This is a genomic window from Candidatus Omnitrophota bacterium (assembly GCA_026387175.1).
Lineage (GTDB): Bacteria > Omnitrophota > Gorgyraeia > 2-01-FULL-45-10 > 2-01-FULL-45-10 > CAIMPC01.
This window is the reverse complement of the sequence record JAPLME010000004.1, coordinates 38534-61188: the sequence shown is the minus strand read 5'-3', so window position 1 is coordinate 61188 and position 22655 is coordinate 38534. Positions and strand designations below refer to the sequence as shown.

Here is a 22655-nt window from a genome sequence, read left to right as displayed (position 1 = left end):
TTAATTTAAAATTAGATTGCTAAACCGCCATCAACTTTAATAACTTGTCCGGTTATATAACCTGCCTTGCTGCTTGCTAAAAATAAAACAACTTTTGCGACATCTTCCGGCCTTCCGAACCTTGCGGAGGGTATCATCTTCAAAAGATTCTCTTTCTGCTTCAAATCTTTAGTCATGTCTGTCTCGATATAGCCGGGCGCCACAGCGTTTACCCTGATATTATACGGGCCCACTTCCTTTGCAAGTGACTTCGTGAGACCTATTATACCGGCCTTAGCACTCGAATAATTTACCTGGCGCGGCGTGCCCACAACACCGGCGATAGAAGATATGTTTACAATGTTACCGCTTTTCTGCTTCAGCATAGTGACGATGCATGCCTTTGCCATATTAAAATAACCGGTAAGATTAGTGTCGATAACCTCTTGCCATTCTGTAGGATCCATCATCATAAGCGCTTTATCTTTAATTATCCCCGCGTTGTTGACCAGGATATCGACCGTGCCAAACTTATTAATTGTTTCCTCAATAACCCTTTTCGCTTCTTTGTAATCGCGAGTATCAGCCTTTAATGCCACAGCCTCACCACCCATCTCCTTTATCTCATCCAATATTATTCCGGCTGATTCATCACTCTTTAAATATGTAAAAACCACTTTGGCCCCACTTTGGATGAACTCAAAAACAGTAGCCCTGCCAATACCGCGGGTGCCGCCCGTAACTATTACGACTTTACCCTGCAGTAACATATCGCTTCTTTCTTTTCATAAATCCAGTCTCATCGCAAAACTTAAATAGCTTAACCAGAAAATCTGTATCAACAATCGGACACTGAAAGCCCTTTTCTTCTAGCATATCCATCGTATTTACTGAATCAAATATAGTCTTGTAATTAAAATACGGAATATATGGCTCTATAAGGTTTTTCTGAACTGTCGTAAGCGTATTCATGCTAAAGTCTTTTAAGGGAACGAATTCCGGCTTTTTAAAACCAAAGAAATCACTGGCTACATCAATAAAGCTGCCCAATGGCATTATACGCGTATTCGCTATGTGATACGTTCCGCCTATGGACTCATTCTCTTTGGTGATAGCGCAAATAGCTTCCGCCGTAAAATCTACGGGTATCATATTAAAACACGTCGATCTATCAGCCGGAATAGCATCAAAAAGCTCTCTAACAAAGAACCGCAGAGGTTGATAAAGCATTTTAAAATTTGAAGTTCTCCCTGCAACGTAATCGCCGGTTAGTATGCTGGGCCGGAATATGGCCGCGGTAAGTCCTTTTTTCATATACTTATGCACCAGGATTTCCGCCTCAAATTTACTCTGCTCGTATGTATTATTGAATTTCTGCCCAACATCAAGATCCTTTTCATAAAATACGCCGCTTTTTTTGCCGGCAACAAACGTTGTGCTTATATGATTCAGTTTTTTCATATGGCCGGAAGCCTTACATTCCATCGCGAATTTAAGGACATTTTCAGTGCCGATAACATTTGATCTTCGTATCCTATCGAGCGGTATGCGAAACTCGGCTATAGCCGCTGAATGATAAATCTCATCTACCTCTTTAATGAGAGGCTTCCTAATCGCATTATCTATACCGAGAAATTCTTTATCTACCTCGCCCTCTACCACCCTGATCCTTTTAAGTGCCGTAGCGTAATTGCCACCGTAAAAATATTTCGCTATATTTTTAACTCTCTCGGCTGCCGATCCTGTCTTTTTGCCCCTCGCCAGAACAATCGGCCGCGTATCACCGTCATCCAGTATACGTTTCAATAAGTAGCTACCCAAAAATCCCGTCGCGCCTGTGATGAAAACATTTCTCATGTCTCTATCCCGCGACCTTTCCCACTACCAGGCTCGAGTTCGCGCCCGTGGGCGTAAATGAGTTTATCAGGACTTTCGCTACTTTTTTGTCTCTAGAGTTATTCGGCACGTAGTCCAAGTCACATCGTATATCCTTTACCTCGTAATTGATCGTGGGCGGTATGAAGTTTTCTTTTATCGCGCCTATCGAAGCGGCGACGTTCATCGCGCCGCTCGCGCTGAAGGTGTCGCCTATCATGGATTTAATAGAGCTTACCGGTATCTTCTTCGCATTATCGCTAAAGACACGATTGACCGCGCGCGTCTCCATCACATCGCAATCGAGTGTAGAGTTAGCGCATGCCGATATATAATCGATCTCATCGGGCGCGGTGCCGGATTCCTCCAGCGCAAGCTTTATCGCCCTTGTCGCGCCATCAGCCTTAGGGCTGTATACATTCTTACTCTTAGGATCAAAACTCGCGCCGTATCCTAAAATCTCGGCATAAATATTGGCGCCTCTTTTCCTGGCATGCTCCATCTCCTCCAGTATAAATATACAGGCGCCTTCTCCGAGGATTATGCCGTTTCGTCTCTTATCGAAAGGACAATTCACTTCCGCCTTACCTTCTCTTGAGCCGGCCAGATGGCCTATCTTATGAAACCCAAGGAATGTCTGCAAACACAATTCTTCAACCCCGCCCGCCAGGACAACGTCATAGTCATATAACTTAATGAAATTAGCCGCGTAATCAATTGCGTCTAAGCTTGAGGCAAATCCTGTCGATATAGTGGTATTAAAGCCTTTTATATTATATTTAATAGATATCTGGCTTGCGGGGGCATTTATAACAGTATTTGGAAATAACGCAGGATTCACCGTGCTTGGCCCTTCCCTTAATCCCTGTTTATCAAATTCGCTTATGGACCATACACTGCCGAGAGTGGACCCGAGAGATACGCCTGTCCTTACCGACAGATCCTCATCCAGCGGATATTTAAAACCAGTATCGTCAAGCGCAAGCTTTGCCGCTGACAGGACCAGTTTTGTAACCCTGTCGAATGTCCTTAATCCTCTTTCGCCCAAGAAACTCTCCGCTTTGAAATCGGTTATCTCTCCGGCTGTTTTGGCTCTGGTTGTCGAGGTATCGAATAATGTGATCGGCCTTATTCCGGACTTACCGGCCCTTAGCGATTGCCAGAACACGTCCTTGCCGGTACCTATTGAAGATATGATACCTATTCCCGTAACAACCACTCTCTTATTTGCAGGCAAAGGTCATCTCTCCCTTGGCCACAATGTCATTCTCTACGGTAGCCTCCGTCTCAAATATGCCGCCTATCTGCGCCATCTTGACGACTTTTGCGGTAATATAAAGCCTGTCCCCCGGCACTATAGCCTTTAGAAAGCGTATCTTCATATTAGTGATATAAAACTGCGTAGGGGTAAAATCCTTAATGCTCTTCTTCACCAGTACACATACGGCCTGGGCCATAGCCTCAGTGGTAAGGACGCCGGGGAAGATCGCGGAATCAGGAAAATGTCCCTTAAAATACTCTTCATTCATGCTTATATTCTTATAAGCCTTTATATATTCCCCATATTTAATATCAATTACCCTATCTATCATAAGAAAAGGGTATCTTTGCGGTATAAGACTCTTTATCTCTTCTATATTAAGCATACTATATTTCTCTCATATCTTTTTTATAGACATTATTAGTTAAAATAAAAACGCCTGACTATTAATTATTACAGTCAGGCGCTAATTTGAACCGCCGTTATTTTCTTTGTCTTCCTGATTAGAAATCCAGCGGTCTATAGTCGATTTCTTAAACCGCCAGCTCGCACCAACCTTGAATGCGGGCAATTTACCAGCCTTTGCGTGCTTGTAAATAGTTACCGGTTTCATCCTTAGGTAAGTGGATAATTCCTGCACAGTGAAGACGGTATCATCTGCCATAACTAACACCACCTTCTGATTTATATAGTTTATACTATTTTGGTATAGACTATTGTGCCCTTACATAGCTTTATATAAGGGCACATACACTTCGCTAATGTGCTGCAAAGTATACACGATAATTAGGGGTTGTCAAGAGTTAGGAATTAAATACTTGGAAAAATTGATATAACTTATTGGAATTGGATGTGTTGCAGAAATAGGAATAATTAAATATTTTACGCATTTTTCTGAAATCGCTTAAGATTATTTAGCCGGATTCCAGCAAACCCTATCTTGGGTCAGAACAAGTTCGGCATCGACAGCATTTGAATCGTGGTGCCCAACCTCCCTCTCGATCCGCCCCTTAGTAAGGGCTGTTACCATGGCTTTCGAATTACTGCGCTTGCTGATAAGGTTCTTAATCTCGCGCACAAGTTCTTCAGTATGAAGCTTCACCAAAAATCCATCTCCCGGATTACTCGAAAGAAGCACTAGCACTCTCACACATACCACCTCCCTCTTATTAAAGATCTATATTTTGCCAGAGACAATTATAGCCCACCACTATAAAAATGATGAGCTATTAAGTTTTATCTAACTTTCTTTTATTATTACATAAAGTATACACTACACTTTTTAGATTGTCAATAGATGATATCTTAATATTTAATGGATTAACAGTATGCAGAAAAAATAGGGGAGGTTTTATGTCTCCCCTATTTCGAAAACAATCCTGACAACTGATCTGTTATCTAAAACTTATATCCTAATCCGATGCTTAGCACATCCAATGCCCCTGTAACCTGTGTGCCTGTGCCGATAAGATCCGCGCTATCGCCACCATCGTCCACCATCGTATTTCTAAAATGATGCTCCCACGCAAAGTCTAAAGACAGGGCTTTCGTGATAAAATATGAAAAGCCTGTAGTAAGATGGTGCTCTACAATTACCGGCATAAGAGCATTGGCAAAGACTACATTCGGCTGAATAGGAGATCTTCCATAATTATAGCCAAGCCGGAGTTTTAACTTATCTTTAAAGGTAGTGTATTCGGAACCAACAGCAAATACCCACTGGTCCCTCCACCCAAAACCGCCTTGTCTGGGAGCAAGCCTCGCAAGCTTCACATCTGTCCAGTTAATATAGCGGGTATCATACGTAAGCTCTAAATCCTTTATAGGCTTAAAAGATACTCCCAAGTTTATTATAGGCGGCTCATCTATATATGGCAGAACATCTTTGTATTTATAATGGTCCTGCTGCCAGTTGTGGCTTTCGTAGGAAGCTCCCAGGCTTACCATATCATTAATCTCGTATAGGAGGCCTGCGGTGAAACCTCCGCCAACTGTAAAATCCCATTTTCCTCCGCCCGCTGTTTCTGAAAAAAGCGTAAGCCCGGCAGGAGTAATGCTGTGAGCTAAATTGGTGCGTAATGCCTGAAGATCTATGTTGGCTGTCATACCAAAAGAGAGTTTATCGTTAAATGCGGCCGCTATGCCCGGCGCAAATCTCATGGTCCTTAAATCTACCATCTTGTCGTAATTGCCCCCGTTAGCCAATAATGCGGTATTGAGCCTGGAACTTGCGTAGTTACCTGCCATCCCGCCTATTGTAAATGCTCCCATACCGACAGATATCGGGTATTTGTCAGTTCCCGGTATGCGATAACTAACACCTGCGTTACCTCCGGGGATGTAATTTATATTACTGGTCTGGGTTAAACCCGCGTTTGTAAAAGGCACTCCTGGTATAAGAGAGGTCCCCGTGGTATTCAACGTTACATCGTGAAAAAGAAGATTTTCATACGAAGCGTCGATCCTATTTCCTATCCTTACAAGTCCGGCGGGGTTTCTCACCAAGCATGATGTATCCTCCGAGGAAGCAGTGGTAGCGCCGGCCATTGCTTCATCTCTCGCGCTAAATCCCAGCATACGTGAAGCGTTACCGGCATAAGCGTAATCGCTCGAAACCACGCACATCGCGACTGTTACGATTAAAATAAAAATAATTGCGTCAAGCTTTTTAGTCATACCTCTCCTTTTTTAGTAAATCGAGGTAAGTATACCCGATAATCCGCGATTGTCAAGTGTTAGGAAATAGATATTCGAATTAAACTTTATATTTTCCGAGCTGCGCCTCTAAATTCCTAATCTCGCCCTGCAGCCTTTCTACATTCTTATCCAGCGATAAGACATCGCCGGGTTTTGAGCTAATCATCTTTTTAAGTTCATCGAGTTCGGCAACTATCCTTCCCATGCTGGACTTCTGGCTGCCGATGGTAGTCTTTAAGCTGTCATTCAATACGTTTATCTTATCGGCCACCGACATAAGCTCGTCGCCTTTTCTCAGGACGATACGAGCCGCGAAATTTCCTGTGGCCATGTCGCCGAGGAATTTTTCTATCCTGTATATAGGTCCCGCTATCTTATGCGATAGAAATATGCCGATTACCGCGACCACAGGCGTAATTAAGAGTAAGCTGAATAATATCCGCAAGTTTACGGTATTGATGATCGCTATAAGGCGCCCCTGAGGATAAACATTGGATAACTTCTCGCCCATCAGTATCATAACCGTGTAATATATGATATACGAGCATATCAGGGCCGTCACAAGCATCAGCAATAATATTATTCCGACGTACCTCAGCTGAAGCTTCGTTGAAACAAGGTATTTCGTCCTCTTGAACTTAGGTTTCGAAAATTGCGTCATCGCTCGTTAGTCCTCCAGATTATGGTCTTTCTTCTAATAACCAGTTTAACTGCCCCTTCCTTTAAATTCCTTATCAGCTCGACCGCTTTTTTAAGCGGCATATACCTGGTCTGTTTGCCGTCAATGGCCATTATGAGATCTTCCTTCTGCAGGCCGGCTTGGGCGGCATATCCTGATTCCTTAACAGCCGATACCGTAAGACCGTCTATCTCCATGGCAAATGAAGCTCCTATGAGGTCTTCGATCCCTGAGATGATAGTCTTATTCGGATTAATCTCTACATCGGATTCGCGCTCTATTGTGCATCTTATCTCTATGGCCGATTTATTGATGAGTAGGTCCAGTATCTCTTTAAGTGACAGATAGCCGGTAAGCTTGCCCCATACCGAAACCAGGATATCCCCCCTCCTCAATCCCGCCTCATATGCCGGCGAAGGTGACCTGAGGGCCTCTATCTTTGGCATATTATCCACTACCGCGATCCTCATTCCGGTCAACTTTTCCAGCATCCTGGTCATATCGCCGGTCTCGTCGGATTTCTGGGCCTCCGGAGCCTGGCCGCCGTAAAGCTCTATATCCTGCTGTCTCTTTATATCAGCTGCTTTCAAAGATTCTTCTTTTCTAAAAAAACTGCCGCGTAAGTATGCCATACCCTGTTTTACCGCCGAGGAATCAGGGTTCGCTTTTAGCGCCATATCATAATAACTCATGGCACGGGAATAGTCGCGCCGCTCCAGGGTTTGCTCAGCGAGTTTTATCAGATTGTCCTCATCGCTGTCAAACGAAAGCTCCCGCATGTCGGACTTCATCACTGTGATCTCGCCGTCTGCCGTGGAGAATATCACCCTGTCCCTGTAATCTTCGACTACTATACCCTTGATCTCTTTCCCGTCATTAGTGATAATTGTATCCGCAGGCGCGTCAGCGGCGTAAATAATCGCGCAAGCGGCGGATATTAAAATTAAAATAACGGATTTAACTGTTTTCATACGCGGCCTCCCTTGCCCTGTCGGAAACCTCTCTTAGCGGTACTTTCTTAGAGCGCGCGGCCTTACGGCAATCATCGTATTCAGGCGTAGCCGTTAATATTTCACCGGGGCGCGCGCTAACCTTTACCCGGATATTACCATATTTCGTCTTCGCCTTCACTGTCCTTCTTTCGAGCTTAATCCTGAGCGTCTCATAAAACCTGATACCGATCGTCGTGGTTTCGCTGAATATTATCGACGATATCTTATCCAGATCTTTCGGCTCGCATATCACCGTAAGCTTGTAGGCAGGCCTCGTCTTCTTCATCTGAATATGAGTGGAATATACGTCGAGGGCTCCGGCGGAAAACAGCCTCTCGAAAATATATTCGAAATACTGCGGGTTCATATCGTCGATGTTCGTCTCGACCACCAGGACCTTGTCCTCTTTAGGCGAGGGCACGCTCGTCGTCCCTATGATAAGACGCAGCATATTAGGCATCTCTTTAATTATTTTGGTTCCCGCTCCGTAGCCTATATCGGATATTTTCATCGACGGCATCGCGCCGAAGCCTTTCGAAAGCGTCTTTAATAAACCTGCGCCGGTAGGAGTGACAAGTTCCGCTTCTACGTCCAGAATATTTGTGGGCACCCCCTTCAATAACTCAAGCGCCGCGGGGGCCGGTATCGGAAGGGTCCCGTGGGCCGTATTTACGAATGTCCTGCCCATATTTACGCGCGAGGCGTAAACCTCGTCGATGCCGAGCGAATCTACCGCGATCGCGATGCCCACGATATCTATTATGGAATCTATGTCGCCGAGCTCATGGAGCCAGACAGTTTCGTTCTTTCCGGACCCGTGTATCTTCGCTTCGGCCTTTCCTATATTTTTGAACATCTCTTTAGAGATGGCTTTAATCCGGGGGTTTAACGAACTCTTATCTATAATCGAGATTATGCTTTTTAACGACCTGTGGCCGCTGTAATCTTTTGTGACAATACAATCAAATTTAGTTCCGACTATCGCTCCGCGCTTAACCTTGCCGGCTTTAAGCCGATAGCCTTTTATCTTCAATTTACTCAGCTCGTCCGATAATACGGGTAGTTTTAAGCCCGCGTCTAAAAACGCGGCTATCGTCATATCTCCGCTGATACCGCTGAAACAATCTAAATACGCTATCTTCATGGCATCCTATCTGTTTATAAGGGATGCGAAATATCCCGCGCCGAAACCGTTATCGATATTGACTACCGAAACTCCGGGCGAGCATGAATTCATCATCGTAAGGAGCGGGGCTATCCCTTCGAAACTTGCGCCGTAGCCGACGCTCGTGGGAACAGCTATCACCGGCTTCGATACTAGCCCGCTGACTACGCTCGCAAGCGCCCCCTCCATACCCGCTATCACTATTATGACATTCGCCTTATCCAGAATGTGCCTTTTATCGAGTATCCTGTGTATTCCCGCGACTCCGACATCGCATAATATCTCGACCGAGTTTCCCATTAACTCCAGAGTTATGCGCGCCTCTTCCGCGACAGGCAGATCGGCCGTGCCCGCTGTTATCACCAGGACCGGGCCTTTCTTCGGAATGGGACGATCTTCTCTGTAACTTAAGCAGGAGGCCCTCTCGTCATACTTAACTTTTGGATAGGCCCGCCTAAGCTTCAGATAAGCTGCCTTCGGGGCGCGGGTCACAAGAAGTATGCCGTCATGGGCTATTATTCGTTTTGATATTTCGACTATCTGATCTACGGTCTTACCTTTACCAAACACCACTTCCGGAAAACCGCGCCTCAGGGTCCTGTGACTGTCGATCTTCGCGAACCCGATATCCTTGTAAGGCATATCCCTTAGCGATAAGAGCGCCTTATGGACGGATATTCGTCCATGGCGGACGCCTTTTAATATTTTAGCTGTTTTTTCGGACATTTTATTTTTTAAATATCAAAAATAACAATACGCTTATCACGATAATCGATAATATATAAAAATCGTAAAAATAGATAAAATCCTTTATCCTCTCGATCGGCGAATAATCGTACTGCCTTACGGCGGGCTCGCGGGCCTTTATCTCTACCTCAAGCTCCGTCAAATGATGCGTAGGCTTACCATGCTCGTCGAGGACCGGAGCGGCATGCTCAGGGAACATCCATTCCACCGCCTCTATCTCGTCTTTTATAGCGTCTATATGCTCTTTCCTGAACCGCAGGAATGTCCCGCCTATCTTATAAGCCGGGATCTCGCCTATGTCCACGAGCCGCTTCACTTCCTCTTCCGATATCTTCAGATGATCCGCGACTTCTTTTATCGATAATAATTTTTCGGACATTTAAATTATCCTCTTATTCCCAATCCCACTTTACGCTATTTATGCCTTTGATAGAACCTATGTCCTCCACTAAGCGGTCGGCGTGTTTCGGCGACTTTAACTTCAGCCCTAGCTTGAGCAGCATATTACCGCTCTCTTTCGCGTGATCGATCTCGAAATCGGTTATCTCCGCATGCCACTCTTCCAGTATACCACGCACGGACCTTAACTGGTCAACGCCTTCTTTCGCCTCTACTATTATGGTCTTATACCAGTCTTTTCTTATCATGGCATGCTCTAATTTCGCGAATATCATCAGGGCCACCATCGTAATAGCTGTAGTGATGATCGCCCCAAAATAAAGCCCCGACCCTACCGCAAGGCCTATGCCCGCCACCACCCATAGGCTCGCCGCGGTGGTGAGACCCCTTATAGACGACTTAAAATGCATTATCGTGCCGGCCCCCAGGAATCCTATGCCGGTGATAACGCCTGCCGCTATCCTGCCCGGGTCCACGACCACCTTCCCGGCATATAGATCGAACATGTGCATCGATGTAAGCATTATGAGCGTCGAGCCTATGCAGAGCAGGATGTGCGTCCTGAATCCGGCCGAGCGTCCGTGAAACTCACGTTCAAAACCTATCGCTCCGCTCAGTACCGCCGCCAGTATAAGCCTCCATATTATCATCCAGTCATTTACCATAAAGATCCTCCGTGTGAGTTAAGCCCTCAAATTCGGTTCCGCAGTTAAATACATATCGGACCTGCATCCCTTTTTATAGAGCGCTTCTCCCAGCGCTCCGACCATTGCCGCGTTATCCATGCAATATTTCATCTCGGGAAAATAGGCTTTGATCCCGGAGAGCGCCGAGCGACTCAAGAGCTTCCGCCTGAGTCCGGAGTTGGCCGCCACGCCTCCCCCTATTACTATCCTCTTCGCCTTTTTCATATCGCAGGCAAGGCACGCCTTCTCGACCAGCACATCGAGCGCCGCTTCCTGAAAAGCATAACAGACATCGCTGATAAGGACAGCGTCCGGATTCTTTACCTTCTGCATATAATATAGTACCGCTGTCTTTACGCCGCTGAAGCTGAAGTCCAGCGAATCCTTGCCAAGATAGCTCCTGGGAAACGTTATCTTATTCTTTCCGGTGGCGCGCGCGGCCATCTTCTCTATTATCGGCCCGCCCGGATATCCCAGGCCCAGAAGCTTAGCCACCTTATCATACGCCTCTCCTACGGCGTCGTCCTGTGTCTGCCCCAGCACTTCCTGGTCATTTATATCCTTGCAATAGAATAGCGCCGTATGCCCGCCGGATACCACGAGGCCGACGAACGGGAACGACAGGCCTTCCTCGGTTAAAAATGAGCTATAGAGGTGCGCGAGTATGTGGTTTACGCCTATGATCGGCACATCCATGGCATAACTCAGCGCCTTCGCCAGCGAAATACCTGTCAGAAGCGCGCCTACAAGGCCGGGGCCGTTTGTGACCGCCACCAGGTCCACATCCTTTAATTTTCTCCCGGACCGCTCCAGCGCCTTAGAAAGAACCTCCGCTATATATTCCACATGGTAACGGGACGCTATCTCCGGCACCACGCCGCCGTATTTTTTATGAAGATGGACGCTGGACGTTACCACATTAGAAAGCACGGTCCTGGAGCTGGTAACAGAGACGCTCGTCTCGTCGCATGAGGTCTCAATGCCCAGCGTGATCATTTCTTCACCAGCTCGGAAAGCCGCACGAACTCGATCCCGTCCTTGGCCATCCTGGGCAGCTCTTTAATCAATACCGCGGCGGTATTCTTACGATCATGACATATGGCGATCGCTTCGCCGCGTTTAAACGCCAGAGCCTCGAGATCCGCTAATTGTTTTTCGATCGCGGCGGTATTGTTTGAGTTATCTAAAAATAGGTCGCGCTTCGCGCATTTGACGCCAAGCGATCTTGCCACATCGACGCAAACAGATTTGCTCGAGGTAAGGCTGTCGAAATAGTACAGGCTTTCGGATTTCAGATGTTTTATTATCGAGGTCATCGTCGCCCTGTCCGCGGTGGCCTTCGATCCCATATGATTGGACACCCCGTCTATCCCCGGCACCAGAGCTATCTCTTTTTTAAGTATTAACGCTATCTCTTTTTCGCCCATGTTGGTCTTTATAGTATCGACCTCCTGCCCCACATCATCCCTACCGGGTTCGAGGGGAAGGTGAAGTATCGTCTCGAATCCGTGGGCCCTGGCCTGTAGCGCGACCTCACGGGTATAACGCTGTTCCGGAAGGATCGATAATGTGATGGGCTGCTTCAATCCTAAAAACGCGTCCAGGTTGTTCTTGCTGTAACCAAAGTCATCCACCACTATCGCGACCTTTGGTTTAGCATATACTTTCTCGGTCACCGGAATAGCTACGGGCCTTCCTCTGCGGTTTATCTTCAATGTGAGCACATCGAACTTTCCGTAATTTATAATGACCGCGTAACATTCCTTATCCTTCTCAAACGTCTGTTCGACATCGAAGACAATAAATCCCGTACGCTTCAGCGCCGCCCTTAAAGCCGGGTCAAAGTTTCTCCACGCGAATGACTTCGGCACCTCATATTCTATGTATGTGCTTATATACCTGGCCCCACCCAGCTTATTCTCTTCCACGGCCTTCTTGACAAGCTTGTCATCGGTAAGGCCGAACTTTAAAAATACCGGCGAGAGGACTTTTTTAAGCGCGGCGGACTTATCGACCTTGCCGTAATTGGCCCGCCAATAGAAGAACCCCGTGACCAGAATAACCGCCAGGAATAAAATAGTTACAGATTTTGATTTCATTTATTAACTTCCATCCGTTTATAGATCTTTATGGCTTTCATTAAATTTACAGCCGCATCCAGCTGATTATCTTTTTCGAGTTCGGGTTTCTCTTTCGCGCCCGTCAGGTCTTTCCCTTCTTCCAGGTTTTCGAATATATCCGCGCTGTGGTCCTTCTTCTTGCGGGAATGGTCCGTTCTTTCGACGGTCACATCGGGCATAATGCCTTCGTTCTTTATCAGCTTACCGCTCGGCGTAAGATAATACGCGGTGGTGAATCTGAGAGCGGACCCGTCTTTTAACGGTATGACCGTCTGGACCGATGCCTTGCCGAACGTCTTCATGCCAAGGACTATCCCGCGCTTATTGTCCTTCACGGCGCCGGCCACTATCTCCGAGGCGCTTGCCGAACCTTCGTTCACCATCACTATGAGCGGGAAATCCGTATGCGCGGTCTTGCCGCTGGACTTGAACGACGCATTCTGGCTCTGGGTCCTGGATTTTATCGATACTATGGCTTTATCTTTTGATAAAAATCTCTCCGACACGTCTACCGCGCCGTCCAGGAGCCCACCGGGGTTGTTTCTGAGATCGAGTATCAGCGAATCCATACCATCGGCCTTCAGCTTCTTCAGGGCGTCATCCAGATCGCGGGGAGTGTTTTCCTGGAACTCAACTAATTTTATGTACCCGATATTATCCTCGATCATATCGGCCCTCTTTATGCTGTGAACCTTTATCATGTCCCGCTTTATCGGAATATCGAGGATATTGGGCAGACCTTCGCGCCATACCGTCAGCGTCACGGTACTGCCGGGCTTACCCCTCATCTGCTTCACCGCCTCATTAAGAGTTATGTTCTTCGTGACCTTACCGTCTATCTTGACGATCTTATCGCCGGCTTTCACTCCGCCTAAGTCCGCGGGAGTGCCGACCATCGGCGTTATGACCGTAAGTACGCCGTCCTTCAGGGTTATCTCTATGCCAATGCCGCCGAACTCGCCCTTTGTCTCGATCTTTATCTCGTTATATTCATCCGGATCCATGAACTGGCTGTAGTCATCGAGGGACCCGAGCATGCCCTGCATCGCGCCGTATATGAGCTTCTTCGAATCGACTTCGTCCACATACTCGTTTCTTAGTATGCTCACCGCGTCCGCGAAGAGCTCGAGCTGGTCGTACAGATTTTCCTTAGATTTGCTCTTTTCAGCGGCTTTTTCACCCACACCGGAGGCGAGCGCGACGCCGAAAATAAATACTGCAAGAACAGCTAAAACGCCCAGCCATCTTCTCATTATCTTTATTCTCCCAGCTTCTTCTTCAATATCCGATTGACCATTTCAGGATTGGCCGCGCCCTTGGTCTCTTTCATTATCTGGCCCACCAAATATCCGAGAGCGTTCTTCTTCCCGAGTTTATAATCATTCACCGATTTCTCATTTCTGGAGATAGTCAGCGCCACTACCTCTTCGAGTTTGCCGGAATCACTTATTTGCGACAGGCCTTTTTTGGCGACTATCTCAGCGGGGCTGGTCTTCGTCTTAATGGCTTCGATCAATATCTCTTTTGCCATCTTACCGCTTACAGCGCCCTCATCTATCATCTTCAGGAGCGCTATAAGGCCTTCCGGAGATACACCCAGATCCGCCGGCGCGATACCGTTAGTATTAAGATAGGCCATAATGTCGCCCATTATCCAATTAGCTATGGCCTTCTTGTTTCCATAAATCTTCGCGCACTTCTCGAAATATTCCGCAAGTTCCGACTGGCTCGCGAGCACATTAGAATCGTATTCCGACAGATCGAAATCTTTAATGAACCTGTTGACCTTGGCTTCAGGAAGCTCCGGCAGGCCGCTCCTTATCTTCTGGATGAGCGATTTATCCACAATAAAAGGCACGAGGTCCGGCTCTGGGAAATATCTGTAGTCAGTAGCCTCTTCTTTATTACGCATTGAGATAGTTACCAGCTTATCCGCGTCCCACAGCCTCGTCTCCTGTATGATCTTCTCCCCATCCGTAACAGCGGCTGTCTGGCGTTTAACTTCGTATTCCAGGGAGGCCTTTACGCCTTTAAATGAATTCATATTTTTCAGTTCGACCTTGGTGCCCAGCTTACTCTCGCCTTTAGGGCGGATCGATATGTTCGCGTCGCATCTGAGAGAGCCCTTCTCCATATCGCAATCCGAGACCTTCAGATACTCGAGAATGGATTTCAATTTTGTCAGATAGTCATATGCTTCCTGCGGCGAATTCATATCGGGTTCGGTTACTATCTCGAGTAGAGGCAGGCCCGTCCTGTTAAGGTCCACCAGACTGTACCCTTCTCCTTCCGAATGGATGAGCTTTCCCGCGTCCTCTTCGAGATGAACGCGCAATATACGGATACGTTTCGGAAGCTTGGCGCCGGCCTCCGGAATATCGACAAAACCATCGTATGAGAGGGGCATATCGTATTGCGATATCTGGTAGTTCTTGGGAAGGTCCGGATAATAATAATTTTTCCTGTCAAACTTTATCAGGTTCTGGATCTTGCAATTGAGCGCGAGGGCGACTTTGATCGCATAAAGGAACGCCTGCTCGTTCAATACGGGCAGGCTGCCCGGAAGCCCCAGGCATACGGGGCATGTCTGGCTGTTCGGCTTCTGACCAAACTTTGTCGAACATCCGCAGAAGGCCTTCGTCACGGTCGAGAGCTGCAGGTGGACCTCAAGCCCTATCACGGTTTCATAGGTCATAGTTTCGGCTTTCTCTTATGGAAATCCGTGCTCTGCTCAAAAGCGTAAGCGGCCCTGAATATCGTCTCCTCGGCGAACGGCCTTGCCATTATCTGCAACCCTATCGGAAGGCCGAGCGAAGAAAATCCGCATGGGATGGATATCCCCGGCAGCCCCGCAAGGTTCGCCGGTATCGTAAATATGTCCGAGAGGTACATAGCGAGCGGATCATTGGCCTTCTCCCCTATCTTGAACGCGGGCGTCGGAGATGTCGGCGTGACTATCAGATCGCAGGACTGAAAAGCGTTATCGAAATCCTCTTTTATCTTCGTGCGAACCTTCAGGGCCTTCAGGTAATACGCGTCATAGTATCCGGCTGAAAGGCAATATGTGCCGAGAAGTATCCTGCGCTTCGCTTCATTGCCGAACCCTTGCGAGCGGGTCCGGGTGTACATATCTATGATATCTTTAGCGTCGGGCACCCTGTAGCCGTAATGCGCGCCGTCAAATCGCGCGAGGTTCGAGCTCGCCTCCGCGGGGCCGATTATATAATATGCGCTCACGGCGTACTCTGTGTGAGGCAAGCTTATGTCGACTATAGAGGCGCCGAGATCTTTGAATACAGCGATCGAACGTCTGGCAGCGGCCTCCACCTCTTCGTCTATCCCCTTAACAAAATATTCTTTCGGAACGCCTATGCGCAGTCCCTTGACATCCTTGACGAGCGACTTGGCGTAATCAGGAACCGGAATGTCCACAGATGTCGAGTCCATCTCATCATAACCGGCTATCACGCTGAGGAGGAGCGCAGAATCCTCGACGTCCTTTGTTATCGGCCCAATCTGGTCGAGACTTGAGGCGAACGCGATCAACCCGTACCTTGAGACCCTGCCGTATGTGGGTTTCAACCCCACCACTCCGCAGAGCGCGGCCGGCTGCCTTATAGATCCGCCCGTATCCGAGCCGAGCGCCATTATAGTCTCATCGCCGGCGACCGCCGCGGCGGAACCACCGGACGATCCGCCGGGGATCCTGTCGAGATCCCATGGATTCCTCGTAGGCCCGTAACAGGACGTCTCGCATGATGACCCGAACGCGAACTCATCCATATTGGCTTTTCCGATTAGAAAGGCCCCCTCCTCCTTAAGTTTCCTGACTACTGTAGCGTCATAAGGCGGCTTGAAGTCTTTCAATATCTTTGATGAACAGGTAGTCGCCTCATCCTTCACACAGATGTTATCTTTGACCAGCACCGGAACGCCGGCCAATTTACCCCCGCCATTATGCTGGCCGGCCTTCTTATTCACAAAAGCAAACGCTTTGATCTTTGGGTCGATAGCCTCAATGCGCTTATATATGGCATCCAATACCTTAGCGCCTTCAAGAGCGCTTCGCAGTTTTCTGATTTCGTGGCCGGTTAATTGATGTAGATTTTCCATCATTTGTTCTCGACCACCTGAGGCACTTTGAAAAAATCGCCGTCTTTTGAAGGCGCGTTCGCGAGCGCTTCTTCGGTCTTTAACGAGGGTTTCAGCAGATCCTTGCGATATACATTCTTGAGAGTGGACAAGGCATGGCTCGTAGGAGGGACATCCTTAGTATCTATTTCATTTAATTTTGATATATAGTCAATGATAGTCGCCAGCTGGGAGCTGTATGCCAGGAGCTCGTCATCGGCTAAAGACAGCCGCGAGAGAGCCGCGACGCGCCTTACAGTCTCTTTATCTATTTTCATCACAAATCCTTATTTCAGTATAAGTTACCATAGGAGTAGCTATTTGTCAATTCGCCTACCTCCTAGACCCTGGGGGTCTAATACGGTACTAAAGGGCGTTGGCGATCTTCGCAAATTCGGACAGGCTCAGCATCTCAGGGCGAATGGAAGGATCTATCTTTAAGCCGGCCAAAATGTCCGAAAGGTCCTTCTTAGGCATATTGAGGGCCTCTTCGCGGGATAGTGAGTTTATTATCGACTTGCGCCGCTGGTTAAACGAGCTTCGTATGACCTTAAATAAGAGGTCCTCATCCTTCACATCGACCGAAGGCGTCTCCAGCACATCCAGCCTTATCAGGCCTGTGTCGACATCGGGCTCGGGATAAAAAGAGGCCCTCTTGACCGTGTAAATGTAACTCGGCTTCATATGGTATTGAATGAAGCAGCTTAATGAGCTGTAATCTTTTGTCCCCGGCAAGGCAAGCAGCCGGTTAGCGAATTCCCTCTGGACCATGACGATCGCCGACTCTATGTCTGCTTTATTCCTGATCAGATATTCCATGATCGGCGTCGTTATATAATAAGGCAGATTTCCGATAACCTTTATCCTTTTAGAAGCTCCTATGTCTCTTATATCGAATTCCAGTATGTCGCCCTGGATGAGTTTCAGATTTGGAATGTCTGCGGACAATTTGCCAAGGATCGCGAACGCTTTCCTATCTTTTTCTACGGCAAAGACCCCGGCGCCGGATTTCGCCAGGTCCATTGTGACGGCACCCAGGCCGGGCCCTATCTCCAGGACTATGTCCTCTTTTAAGAGACGGCTCTCGGCGATTATCTTATCTTTGATATTTGAATCGATCAGGTAGTTTTCGCCGAGGCGTTTCAGCGGATGGAAATCGTATTTTGCGAAGATCTCTTTAAGCTGTGAGATGGTGAGCATGGCCTTAAGTCACGCTTTGCCGGACAGACGGCATGCGAGCTTTATGGCCTCGATCATCGACGACGGGTCGGCAATTCCCTTTCCCGCTATATCGAATGCCGTGCCGTGATCCGGCGAGGTGCGGACAAACGGAAGGCCGAGCGTGAGATTCACGCCCGTATTAAAATAGAGGAGCTTGAACGGTATAAGCGCCTGGTCGTGATACATGGATATCACCGCGTCGAATTTTCCGTCAAGCGCCATATTGAATATGACGTCGGGGCTCACCGGGCCGGTGAGGCATTTAACGTGTTTGGCCGCTTTCTTTATAGCTGGAGCTATGACTAGCTCCTCTTCGTCTCCGAACATGCCGCCCTCGCCTGCATGCGGGTTTAATCCCGCCACGCCGATCCTGGGAGCCGAAATCCTGAAGAATTTTTTTAGATATCTATCTGTGAGCTCTATTGCCGAAAGGATATTTGCCTCCGAGAGTTTTTTCGGCAGGTCCCTGAGCGCTATATGGCGCGTTACAAGCGTTATCTTAAGCTCTTTGCCTACGAACATCATCGCGAAATTACTCGCATGGGTCTTTTTAGCCAGATATTCGGTATGGCCTTCGAATCCCTTATAGCCCGCGGAGTTTATGGAGGCCTTGTTTATCGGAGCCGTGACGAGCGAATCCGCGTCATCACTATCTATAATATCCAGGGCTTTATCGATATACTGTATTGACGCTTTGCCGAAAGCCGGATGAGATTTGCCATATCTGAATATTTCCTGCGGGACATTATCTATATCCATTAGAGACGCCGAAAATTTCAGCCCCAGCTCACGCGAGGTTTTCTCTATGGTAAACCGATTGCCCACAACAATAAAATCGGCAAGCCCCTTGATCTGAGGACTTGCCAGAGCTTTTAAAGTAACTTCGGGACCTATACCGGAGGGATCCCCCATGGTTATAACAATTCGCTGCTTACTTGAACGCGATGTAGGCATGCTTTCTCAGTTCCTCGATCCACCCCTTTGATTTTTCCCTCATCTTGCTCATCCAGAGCGTCTGCTCGATAGATTGGCGCGCGTCAGCCATGCTAACGCTCTCGGGAGCCTTCTTCTCATCCACCTTGATAAAATGAAATCCGACCTTAGTCCGTATCACGTCGGAGATCTCTCCCTCCTTCATACTGAATACCACTTTCTCTATCTCGGGTAAGAGATCCCCTCTTCTCACATATCCCATAGCGCCGCCTTCTTTGGCGCCCGGGCCCTCGGAATAGATCTTCGCAAGTTCGGCAAAATCGCTGCCCCCTTTAAGGCGCTTGCCTATCTCGGCGACCAGCTCCACCGTCTTCTCAATCTTCACATTCTCTTTAGGCTTTATCAGTATGTTGCTTAACCGGAGCGCCTCCGGTTTGGAAAATTCCTCTGCATGCTTCCCGTAATATTCAATTACCTCGTTCGGAGTTATGAAAACTTTTGAGCCGACTTTCTGATCTATCAGCTTCTTCGTCATAAGCTGCTCTTTAAATTTAGCCCTCAAATCCTTCAGAGTCAGATGCTGCGCGGCGAGCGCCTCCTCGAACAACTCGTTCGAAGGAAAGCGTTTTTTGGACTCCTGGACCTTCGCGTCCACATCCTTCTCATCGACTTCGATATTCTGCTTCTTCGCCTCACTCAGGATGAGCTTCTCTTCTATCAACTGGGCCATAACGGCCTGTCTGGCATCATCCAGCTTCTTAATAAGCTGATCCTCGGGAAGCATGCTCTTATATTGCTCATATGCGGGAGCGAGTATCCTGTCTATCTCGCCCTGAGTAATGACCTCGTTATTGATCACAACCACTATCTTATCCACTACCGCCGCGTATAAAACTGCCGACGCCGAGGCCATGAAGACAAGCGCTAAAAATAGTAAGCGTATTTTTTTCATATCTCACCGTCCGGTTTGTCTTCTTTTTTTAATGGGTCTTTGGAACTGAACGCGCTCTCATCTATATTTACGCCATATTTCTTTTTTAATGCCATCACAAGCTCGTAGAAGAGTTCCGCCTTCTTCTTCTTCCTGAGCTCATTCTCTATCAGCGGCTTCGCTTTTTCATAAGTCTGCATATCGGGGGCCTTATTATCGGTGAGCTTTATTATATGGTAGCCGAATTTTGTGTGCACGACGTCGCTCAACTGGCCCACGTCCAGGCTGAGGGCTGCTTTCTCGAAATCGGGCACCAGCTGGCCGGCCCTGAAGTACCCGATATCGCCGCCCCTGGATGCGGTAGCGTCCTTTGACTGAGCTCTGGCGATATCCTCAAAATTGCCGCCGCTATTTAATTTCTGCAGAATTTCCTTCGCTTCCTGTTCGGTCGGCACCAGTATTTGCGACGCGCGCCACATTTCCGGCGTCTTCAGCTTATCCTTGTTCGCTGCGTAAAAGCTAGCGATCTCATCCTCGCTCACTTTCACCTTGTCTTCCACGTCATTCTTGATAAGCTTCGCTATAACGATCTTCCTCTTGGCCTCCATCACTATCTCAGCGACTTCTTTATCATTATTCAGCCCTCTTCGCAGGGCTTCCTCGTAGAATAATTTTTCAGCGATCATCTCTTCCAGATAACGCTTCCTGTCCTTCTCGACCATATTCCGGTAGTAAGGCGGAAGCTTCTCGATCCTTGTCTTAAAATCCTTAAGAGTGATGGTGCTGTTACTGATCTTTACAAGGACCTTATCATCCGGGGAAGGCTCTTTCGCGCAGCCGAAGGCCAATGTTAATGAGGCGCTTAATATTACTATAAGAATATGCCGTATATTCATAATTGGATTATATATTACCATTAAAAGCGAGCATATTCAATCTCGAACTGCCTCAGCTCTTATATGAGTCCACAGCGGACTTCAGGAGACGGCAATATAAGTCGAACCCGACCGAGCTTATATAACCATGCTGTTCAACGCCGAGGAGGTTTCCCGCTCCCCTTATCTGCAGGTCCTCCATCGCGAGCTTGAACCCGCTGCCCAGCTCCTGAAATTTCTTTATCGCCTGGAGCCTCTTCTCGGACTCCGCACTCAAGACAAATTTTTTCGGTATCATAAGATAAGCATGCGCCGCGCGCGTAAACCTGCCTACCCTTCCGCGGAGCTGATAAAGTTCGGATAGCCCGAAGGCATCGGCCCTGTTTATGATAATAGTGTTGGCGTTCGGTATATCTATGCCGGATTCGATGATCGTGGTCGATACTAGGCAGTCTATGTTCCCCTTTATAAAATTGATCATCGTTTCTTCGAGCATCCTCTCCGGCATCTGGCCGTGAGCTACGACCAGCCTGATCCCGGGAACAAGGCTTGAGATCTTCTCGGCTATAAGCTCGATGCCCTTGACCCTGTTATGGACAAAGAATACCTGGCCTCCCCTGGCCTTCTCGGCCAATATCGCGTCTTTTATCAACGCTTCATCGTAATGAACGACTTTAGTCTCTACGGGCTGCCTCTCGGACGGCGGAGTATTTATAATGGAGATGTCGCGGCCGCCCATGAGGGCAAAGTATAACGTTCGCGGGATCGGGGTCGCTGTCAATGTGAGCACGTCCGTATTGACGCGGAGTTTCTTCAGGCGCTCTTTATGCCGCACGCCGAACCTCTGCTCCTCGTCTATTATTACCAGGCCCAAGTCTTTGAAAGCCATGTCGCTCGACAAAAGCCTGTGCGTGCCGATTATTATATCGACTTTACCTTCAGCCACATCCTTGACTATTCTTCCCTGTTCCCTGGATGTCCTGAAACGCGACAGCATCTCTACGGCCACGGGAAAGGCCCGCATCCTGTTCCGGAATGTATTGAAATGCTGCTCGGCGAGGATCGTCGTCGGCACAAGTATCGCCACCTGCTTATTGTCCATCACGGCCTTAAACGCCGCCCGGAGCGCGACCTCGGTCTTTCCGTAACCCACATCGCCGCATAGGAGCCTGTCCATCGGCTTCGGGGATTCCATATCCTTTTTTACCTCGGCCGTCGCGCGCAGCTGGTCGGCTGTCTCTTTATACGGGAAACTGCCTTCCAGCTCTTTCTGCCACTCCGTATCCGGCGAAAATTTGAACCCTCCGGCGGCCGCGCGTTTTGCCTGCAGGTCCAGAAGATCGATCGCTATCTTCGATACGCCGCTCTTCACCCTCTCCTTGGCGGCGTTCCACAGTTTCGACCCGATCTTGTGCAGTTTCGGCAGCCTTCTCTCGAATCCCAGGTATTTATGTATCTTGCCGACATCGTCGAAAGGAACGAAGAGCTTTTCGCCGTCAGCGTATTCCAGCGCTAGATGCTCAACATATTTACCCTCTATCTTCAGCTTCTCTATACCGAGATACTTTCCTATGCCGTGGTCGATATGTACGACGTAATCCCCCGGCTCTATATCGACAAAATTATCTATCGGGGACTCTTCCCCGGCCAAGGGCTCTTTGCGCCGGATCCTCTTTCTCTGTATGCCCTTTATTGGAAGGATTATAGCGGCGGAGTGTTCGTCGACATTCTGGTATGTGACAGGATCGACGCTTCTTATTCTCTCGACTTTATTATCCAGGAGCTCTATTCTGAGCGGGTATTCGAATGTAAGCGGATATACTGTGATGGTGTCCCCGAGCCGGGAGTAATCCCCCTCTTCGGCGACCCTCTTTCGGGCGTGATAGCCGTACTCGACAAGCCTCGTCGATATCTTCTCTACGTCTATCTCTTCGTTTAGATAGATCTTTATGGATTCGAACACT

At 48.1% G+C, this 22655-nt stretch carries 23 protein-coding genes and 2 pseudogenes; all 25 read right to left on the bottom strand.

What is annotated here, in order from left to right; translation table 11 throughout:
- Window positions 1–11: 11 nt before the first annotated feature.
- Window positions 12–749, bottom strand: a complete 738-nt coding sequence (gene fabG / locus NTY76_01650) for a 3-oxoacyl-[acyl-carrier-protein] reductase (protein ID MCX5677794.1) — start codon at window positions 747–749, stop codon at window positions 12–14.
- Window positions 733–1836 (bottom strand): SDR family oxidoreductase, encoded by a 1104-nt coding sequence (locus NTY76_01645; protein ID MCX5677793.1) that lies wholly within the window; start codon window positions 1834–1836, stop codon window positions 733–735. The genes fabG and NTY76_01645 overlap by 17 nt, the downstream gene beginning before the upstream one ends.
- Window positions 1837–1840: 4 nt before the next feature.
- The gene (locus NTY76_01640; protein MCX5677792.1) at window positions 1841–3091 is read right to left on the bottom strand and encodes a beta-ketoacyl-[acyl-carrier-protein] synthase family protein; all 1251 of its coding nucleotides are present in this window, start codon (window positions 3089–3091) and stop codon (window positions 1841–1843) included.
- On the bottom strand, window positions 3078–3500 hold the full coding sequence (gene fabZ / locus NTY76_01635) for a 3-hydroxyacyl-ACP dehydratase FabZ (GenBank protein ID MCX5677791.1): 423 nt from the start codon (window positions 3498–3500) through the stop codon (window positions 3078–3080). Before fabZ ends, NTY76_01640 begins: the two co-directional genes overlap by 14 nt.
- Before the next feature lie 81 nt (window positions 3501–3581).
- On the bottom strand, window positions 3582–3779 hold the full coding sequence (locus NTY76_01630; protein MCX5677790.1) for a helix-turn-helix domain-containing protein: 198 nt from the start codon (window positions 3777–3779) through the stop codon (window positions 3582–3584).
- 246 nt (window positions 3780–4025) lie between these two features.
- Window positions 4026–4265 carry a hypothetical protein gene (locus tag NTY76_01625; GenBank protein ID MCX5677789.1) on the bottom strand — a complete coding sequence of 80 codons (240 nt, stop codon included), beginning with the start codon at window positions 4263–4265 and terminating at the stop codon, window positions 4026–4028.
- A gap of 248 nt (window positions 4266–4513) precedes the next feature.
- On the bottom strand, window positions 4514–5791 hold the full coding sequence (locus NTY76_01620) for an outer membrane protein transport protein (protein MCX5677788.1): 1278 nt from the start codon (window positions 5789–5791) through the stop codon (window positions 4514–4516).
- Window positions 5792–5870: 79 nt separating this feature from the next.
- Window positions 5871–6473: a methyl-accepting chemotaxis protein gene (locus tag NTY76_01615; GenBank protein ID MCX5677787.1), complete on the bottom strand. Its 603-nt coding sequence runs from the start codon at window positions 6471–6473 to the stop codon at window positions 5871–5873.
- Window positions 6470–7462 carry a PDZ domain-containing protein gene (locus NTY76_01610; protein ID MCX5677786.1) on the bottom strand — a complete coding sequence of 331 codons (993 nt, stop codon included), beginning with the start codon at window positions 7460–7462 and terminating at the stop codon, window positions 6470–6472. The genes NTY76_01615 and NTY76_01610 overlap by 4 nt, the downstream gene beginning before the upstream one ends.
- Window positions 7449–8627 carry a nickel pincer cofactor biosynthesis protein LarC gene (larC, locus tag NTY76_01605; protein ID MCX5677785.1) on the bottom strand — a complete coding sequence of 393 codons (1179 nt, stop codon included), beginning with the start codon at window positions 8625–8627 and terminating at the stop codon, window positions 7449–7451. Before larC ends, NTY76_01610 begins: the two co-directional genes overlap by 14 nt.
- Before the next feature lie 6 nt (window positions 8628–8633).
- Window positions 8634–9374, bottom strand: a complete 741-nt coding sequence (larB, locus tag NTY76_01600; protein MCX5677784.1) for a nickel pincer cofactor biosynthesis protein LarB — start codon at window positions 9372–9374, stop codon at window positions 8634–8636.
- Window position 9375: 1 nt separating this feature from the next.
- Window positions 9376–9774, bottom strand: a complete 399-nt coding sequence (locus tag NTY76_01595) for a helix-turn-helix domain-containing protein (GenBank protein MCX5677783.1) — start codon at window positions 9772–9774, stop codon at window positions 9376–9378.
- A 13-nt stretch (window positions 9775–9787) separates the two neighbouring features.
- On the bottom strand, window positions 9788–10459 hold the full coding sequence (locus tag NTY76_01590) for an MgtC/SapB family protein (GenBank protein ID MCX5677782.1): 672 nt from the start codon (window positions 10457–10459) through the stop codon (window positions 9788–9790).
- 18 nt (window positions 10460–10477) lie between these two features.
- The gene (gene tsaD, locus NTY76_01585; protein MCX5677781.1) at window positions 10478–11476 is read right to left on the bottom strand and encodes a tRNA (adenosine(37)-N6)-threonylcarbamoyltransferase complex transferase subunit TsaD; all 999 of its coding nucleotides are present in this window, start codon (window positions 11474–11476) and stop codon (window positions 10478–10480) included.
- The gene (locus NTY76_01580; GenBank protein ID MCX5677780.1) at window positions 11473–12579 is read right to left on the bottom strand and encodes a divergent polysaccharide deacetylase family protein; all 1107 of its coding nucleotides are present in this window, start codon (window positions 12577–12579) and stop codon (window positions 11473–11475) included. The genes tsaD and NTY76_01580 overlap by 4 nt, the downstream gene beginning before the upstream one ends.
- On the bottom strand, window positions 12576–13853 hold the full coding sequence (locus tag NTY76_01575; protein ID MCX5677779.1) for a S41 family peptidase: 1278 nt from the start codon (window positions 13851–13853) through the stop codon (window positions 12576–12578). The genes NTY76_01580 and NTY76_01575 overlap by 4 nt, the downstream gene beginning before the upstream one ends.
- A 5-nt stretch (window positions 13854–13858) precedes the next feature.
- Window positions 13859–15295 carry an Asp-tRNA(Asn)/Glu-tRNA(Gln) amidotransferase subunit GatB gene (gene gatB, locus NTY76_01570; GenBank protein MCX5677778.1) on the bottom strand — a complete coding sequence of 479 codons (1437 nt, stop codon included), beginning with the start codon at window positions 15293–15295 and terminating at the stop codon, window positions 13859–13861.
- Window positions 15292–16713 carry an Asp-tRNA(Asn)/Glu-tRNA(Gln) amidotransferase subunit GatA gene (gene gatA / locus NTY76_01565; GenBank protein MCX5677777.1) on the bottom strand — a complete coding sequence of 474 codons (1422 nt, stop codon included), beginning with the start codon at window positions 16711–16713 and terminating at the stop codon, window positions 15292–15294. The genes gatB and gatA overlap by 4 nt, the downstream gene beginning before the upstream one ends.
- Window positions 16713–17009: an Asp-tRNA(Asn)/Glu-tRNA(Gln) amidotransferase subunit GatC gene (gatC, locus tag NTY76_01560; protein ID MCX5677776.1), complete on the bottom strand. Its 297-nt coding sequence runs from the start codon at window positions 17007–17009 to the stop codon at window positions 16713–16715. Before gatC ends, gatA begins: the two co-directional genes overlap by 1 nt.
- An 88-nt stretch (window positions 17010–17097) precedes the next feature.
- A complete protein-coding gene (gene rsmA / locus NTY76_01555) occupies window positions 17098–17931 on the bottom strand; it encodes a 16S rRNA (adenine(1518)-N(6)/adenine(1519)-N(6))-dimethyltransferase RsmA (protein MCX5677775.1) in 834 nt (277 codons plus the stop codon).
- Window positions 17932–17940: 9 nt separating this feature from the next.
- Window positions 17941–18906 (bottom strand): 4-hydroxythreonine-4-phosphate dehydrogenase PdxA, encoded by a 966-nt coding sequence (pdxA, locus tag NTY76_01550; GenBank protein MCX5677774.1) that lies wholly within the window; start codon window positions 18904–18906, stop codon window positions 17941–17943.
- Entirely contained in the window at window positions 18884–19837 is a 954-nt protein-coding gene (locus NTY76_01545; protein ID MCX5677773.1) for a peptidylprolyl isomerase, read from the bottom strand. Before NTY76_01545 ends, pdxA begins: the two co-directional genes overlap by 23 nt.
- Window positions 19834–20712 carry a peptidylprolyl isomerase gene (locus NTY76_01540; GenBank protein ID MCX5677772.1) on the bottom strand — a complete coding sequence of 293 codons (879 nt, stop codon included), beginning with the start codon at window positions 20710–20712 and terminating at the stop codon, window positions 19834–19836. Before NTY76_01540 ends, NTY76_01545 begins: the two co-directional genes overlap by 4 nt.
- A gap of 67 nt (window positions 20713–20779) precedes the next feature.
- A pseudogene (mfd, locus tag NTY76_01535) lies at window positions 20780–22384 on the bottom strand (transcription-repair coupling factor).
- A gap of 9 nt (window positions 22385–22393) precedes the next feature.
- Window positions 22394–22654 (bottom strand): annotated as a pseudogene (locus NTY76_01530) (hypothetical protein).
- Window position 22655 lies beyond the last annotated feature (1 nt).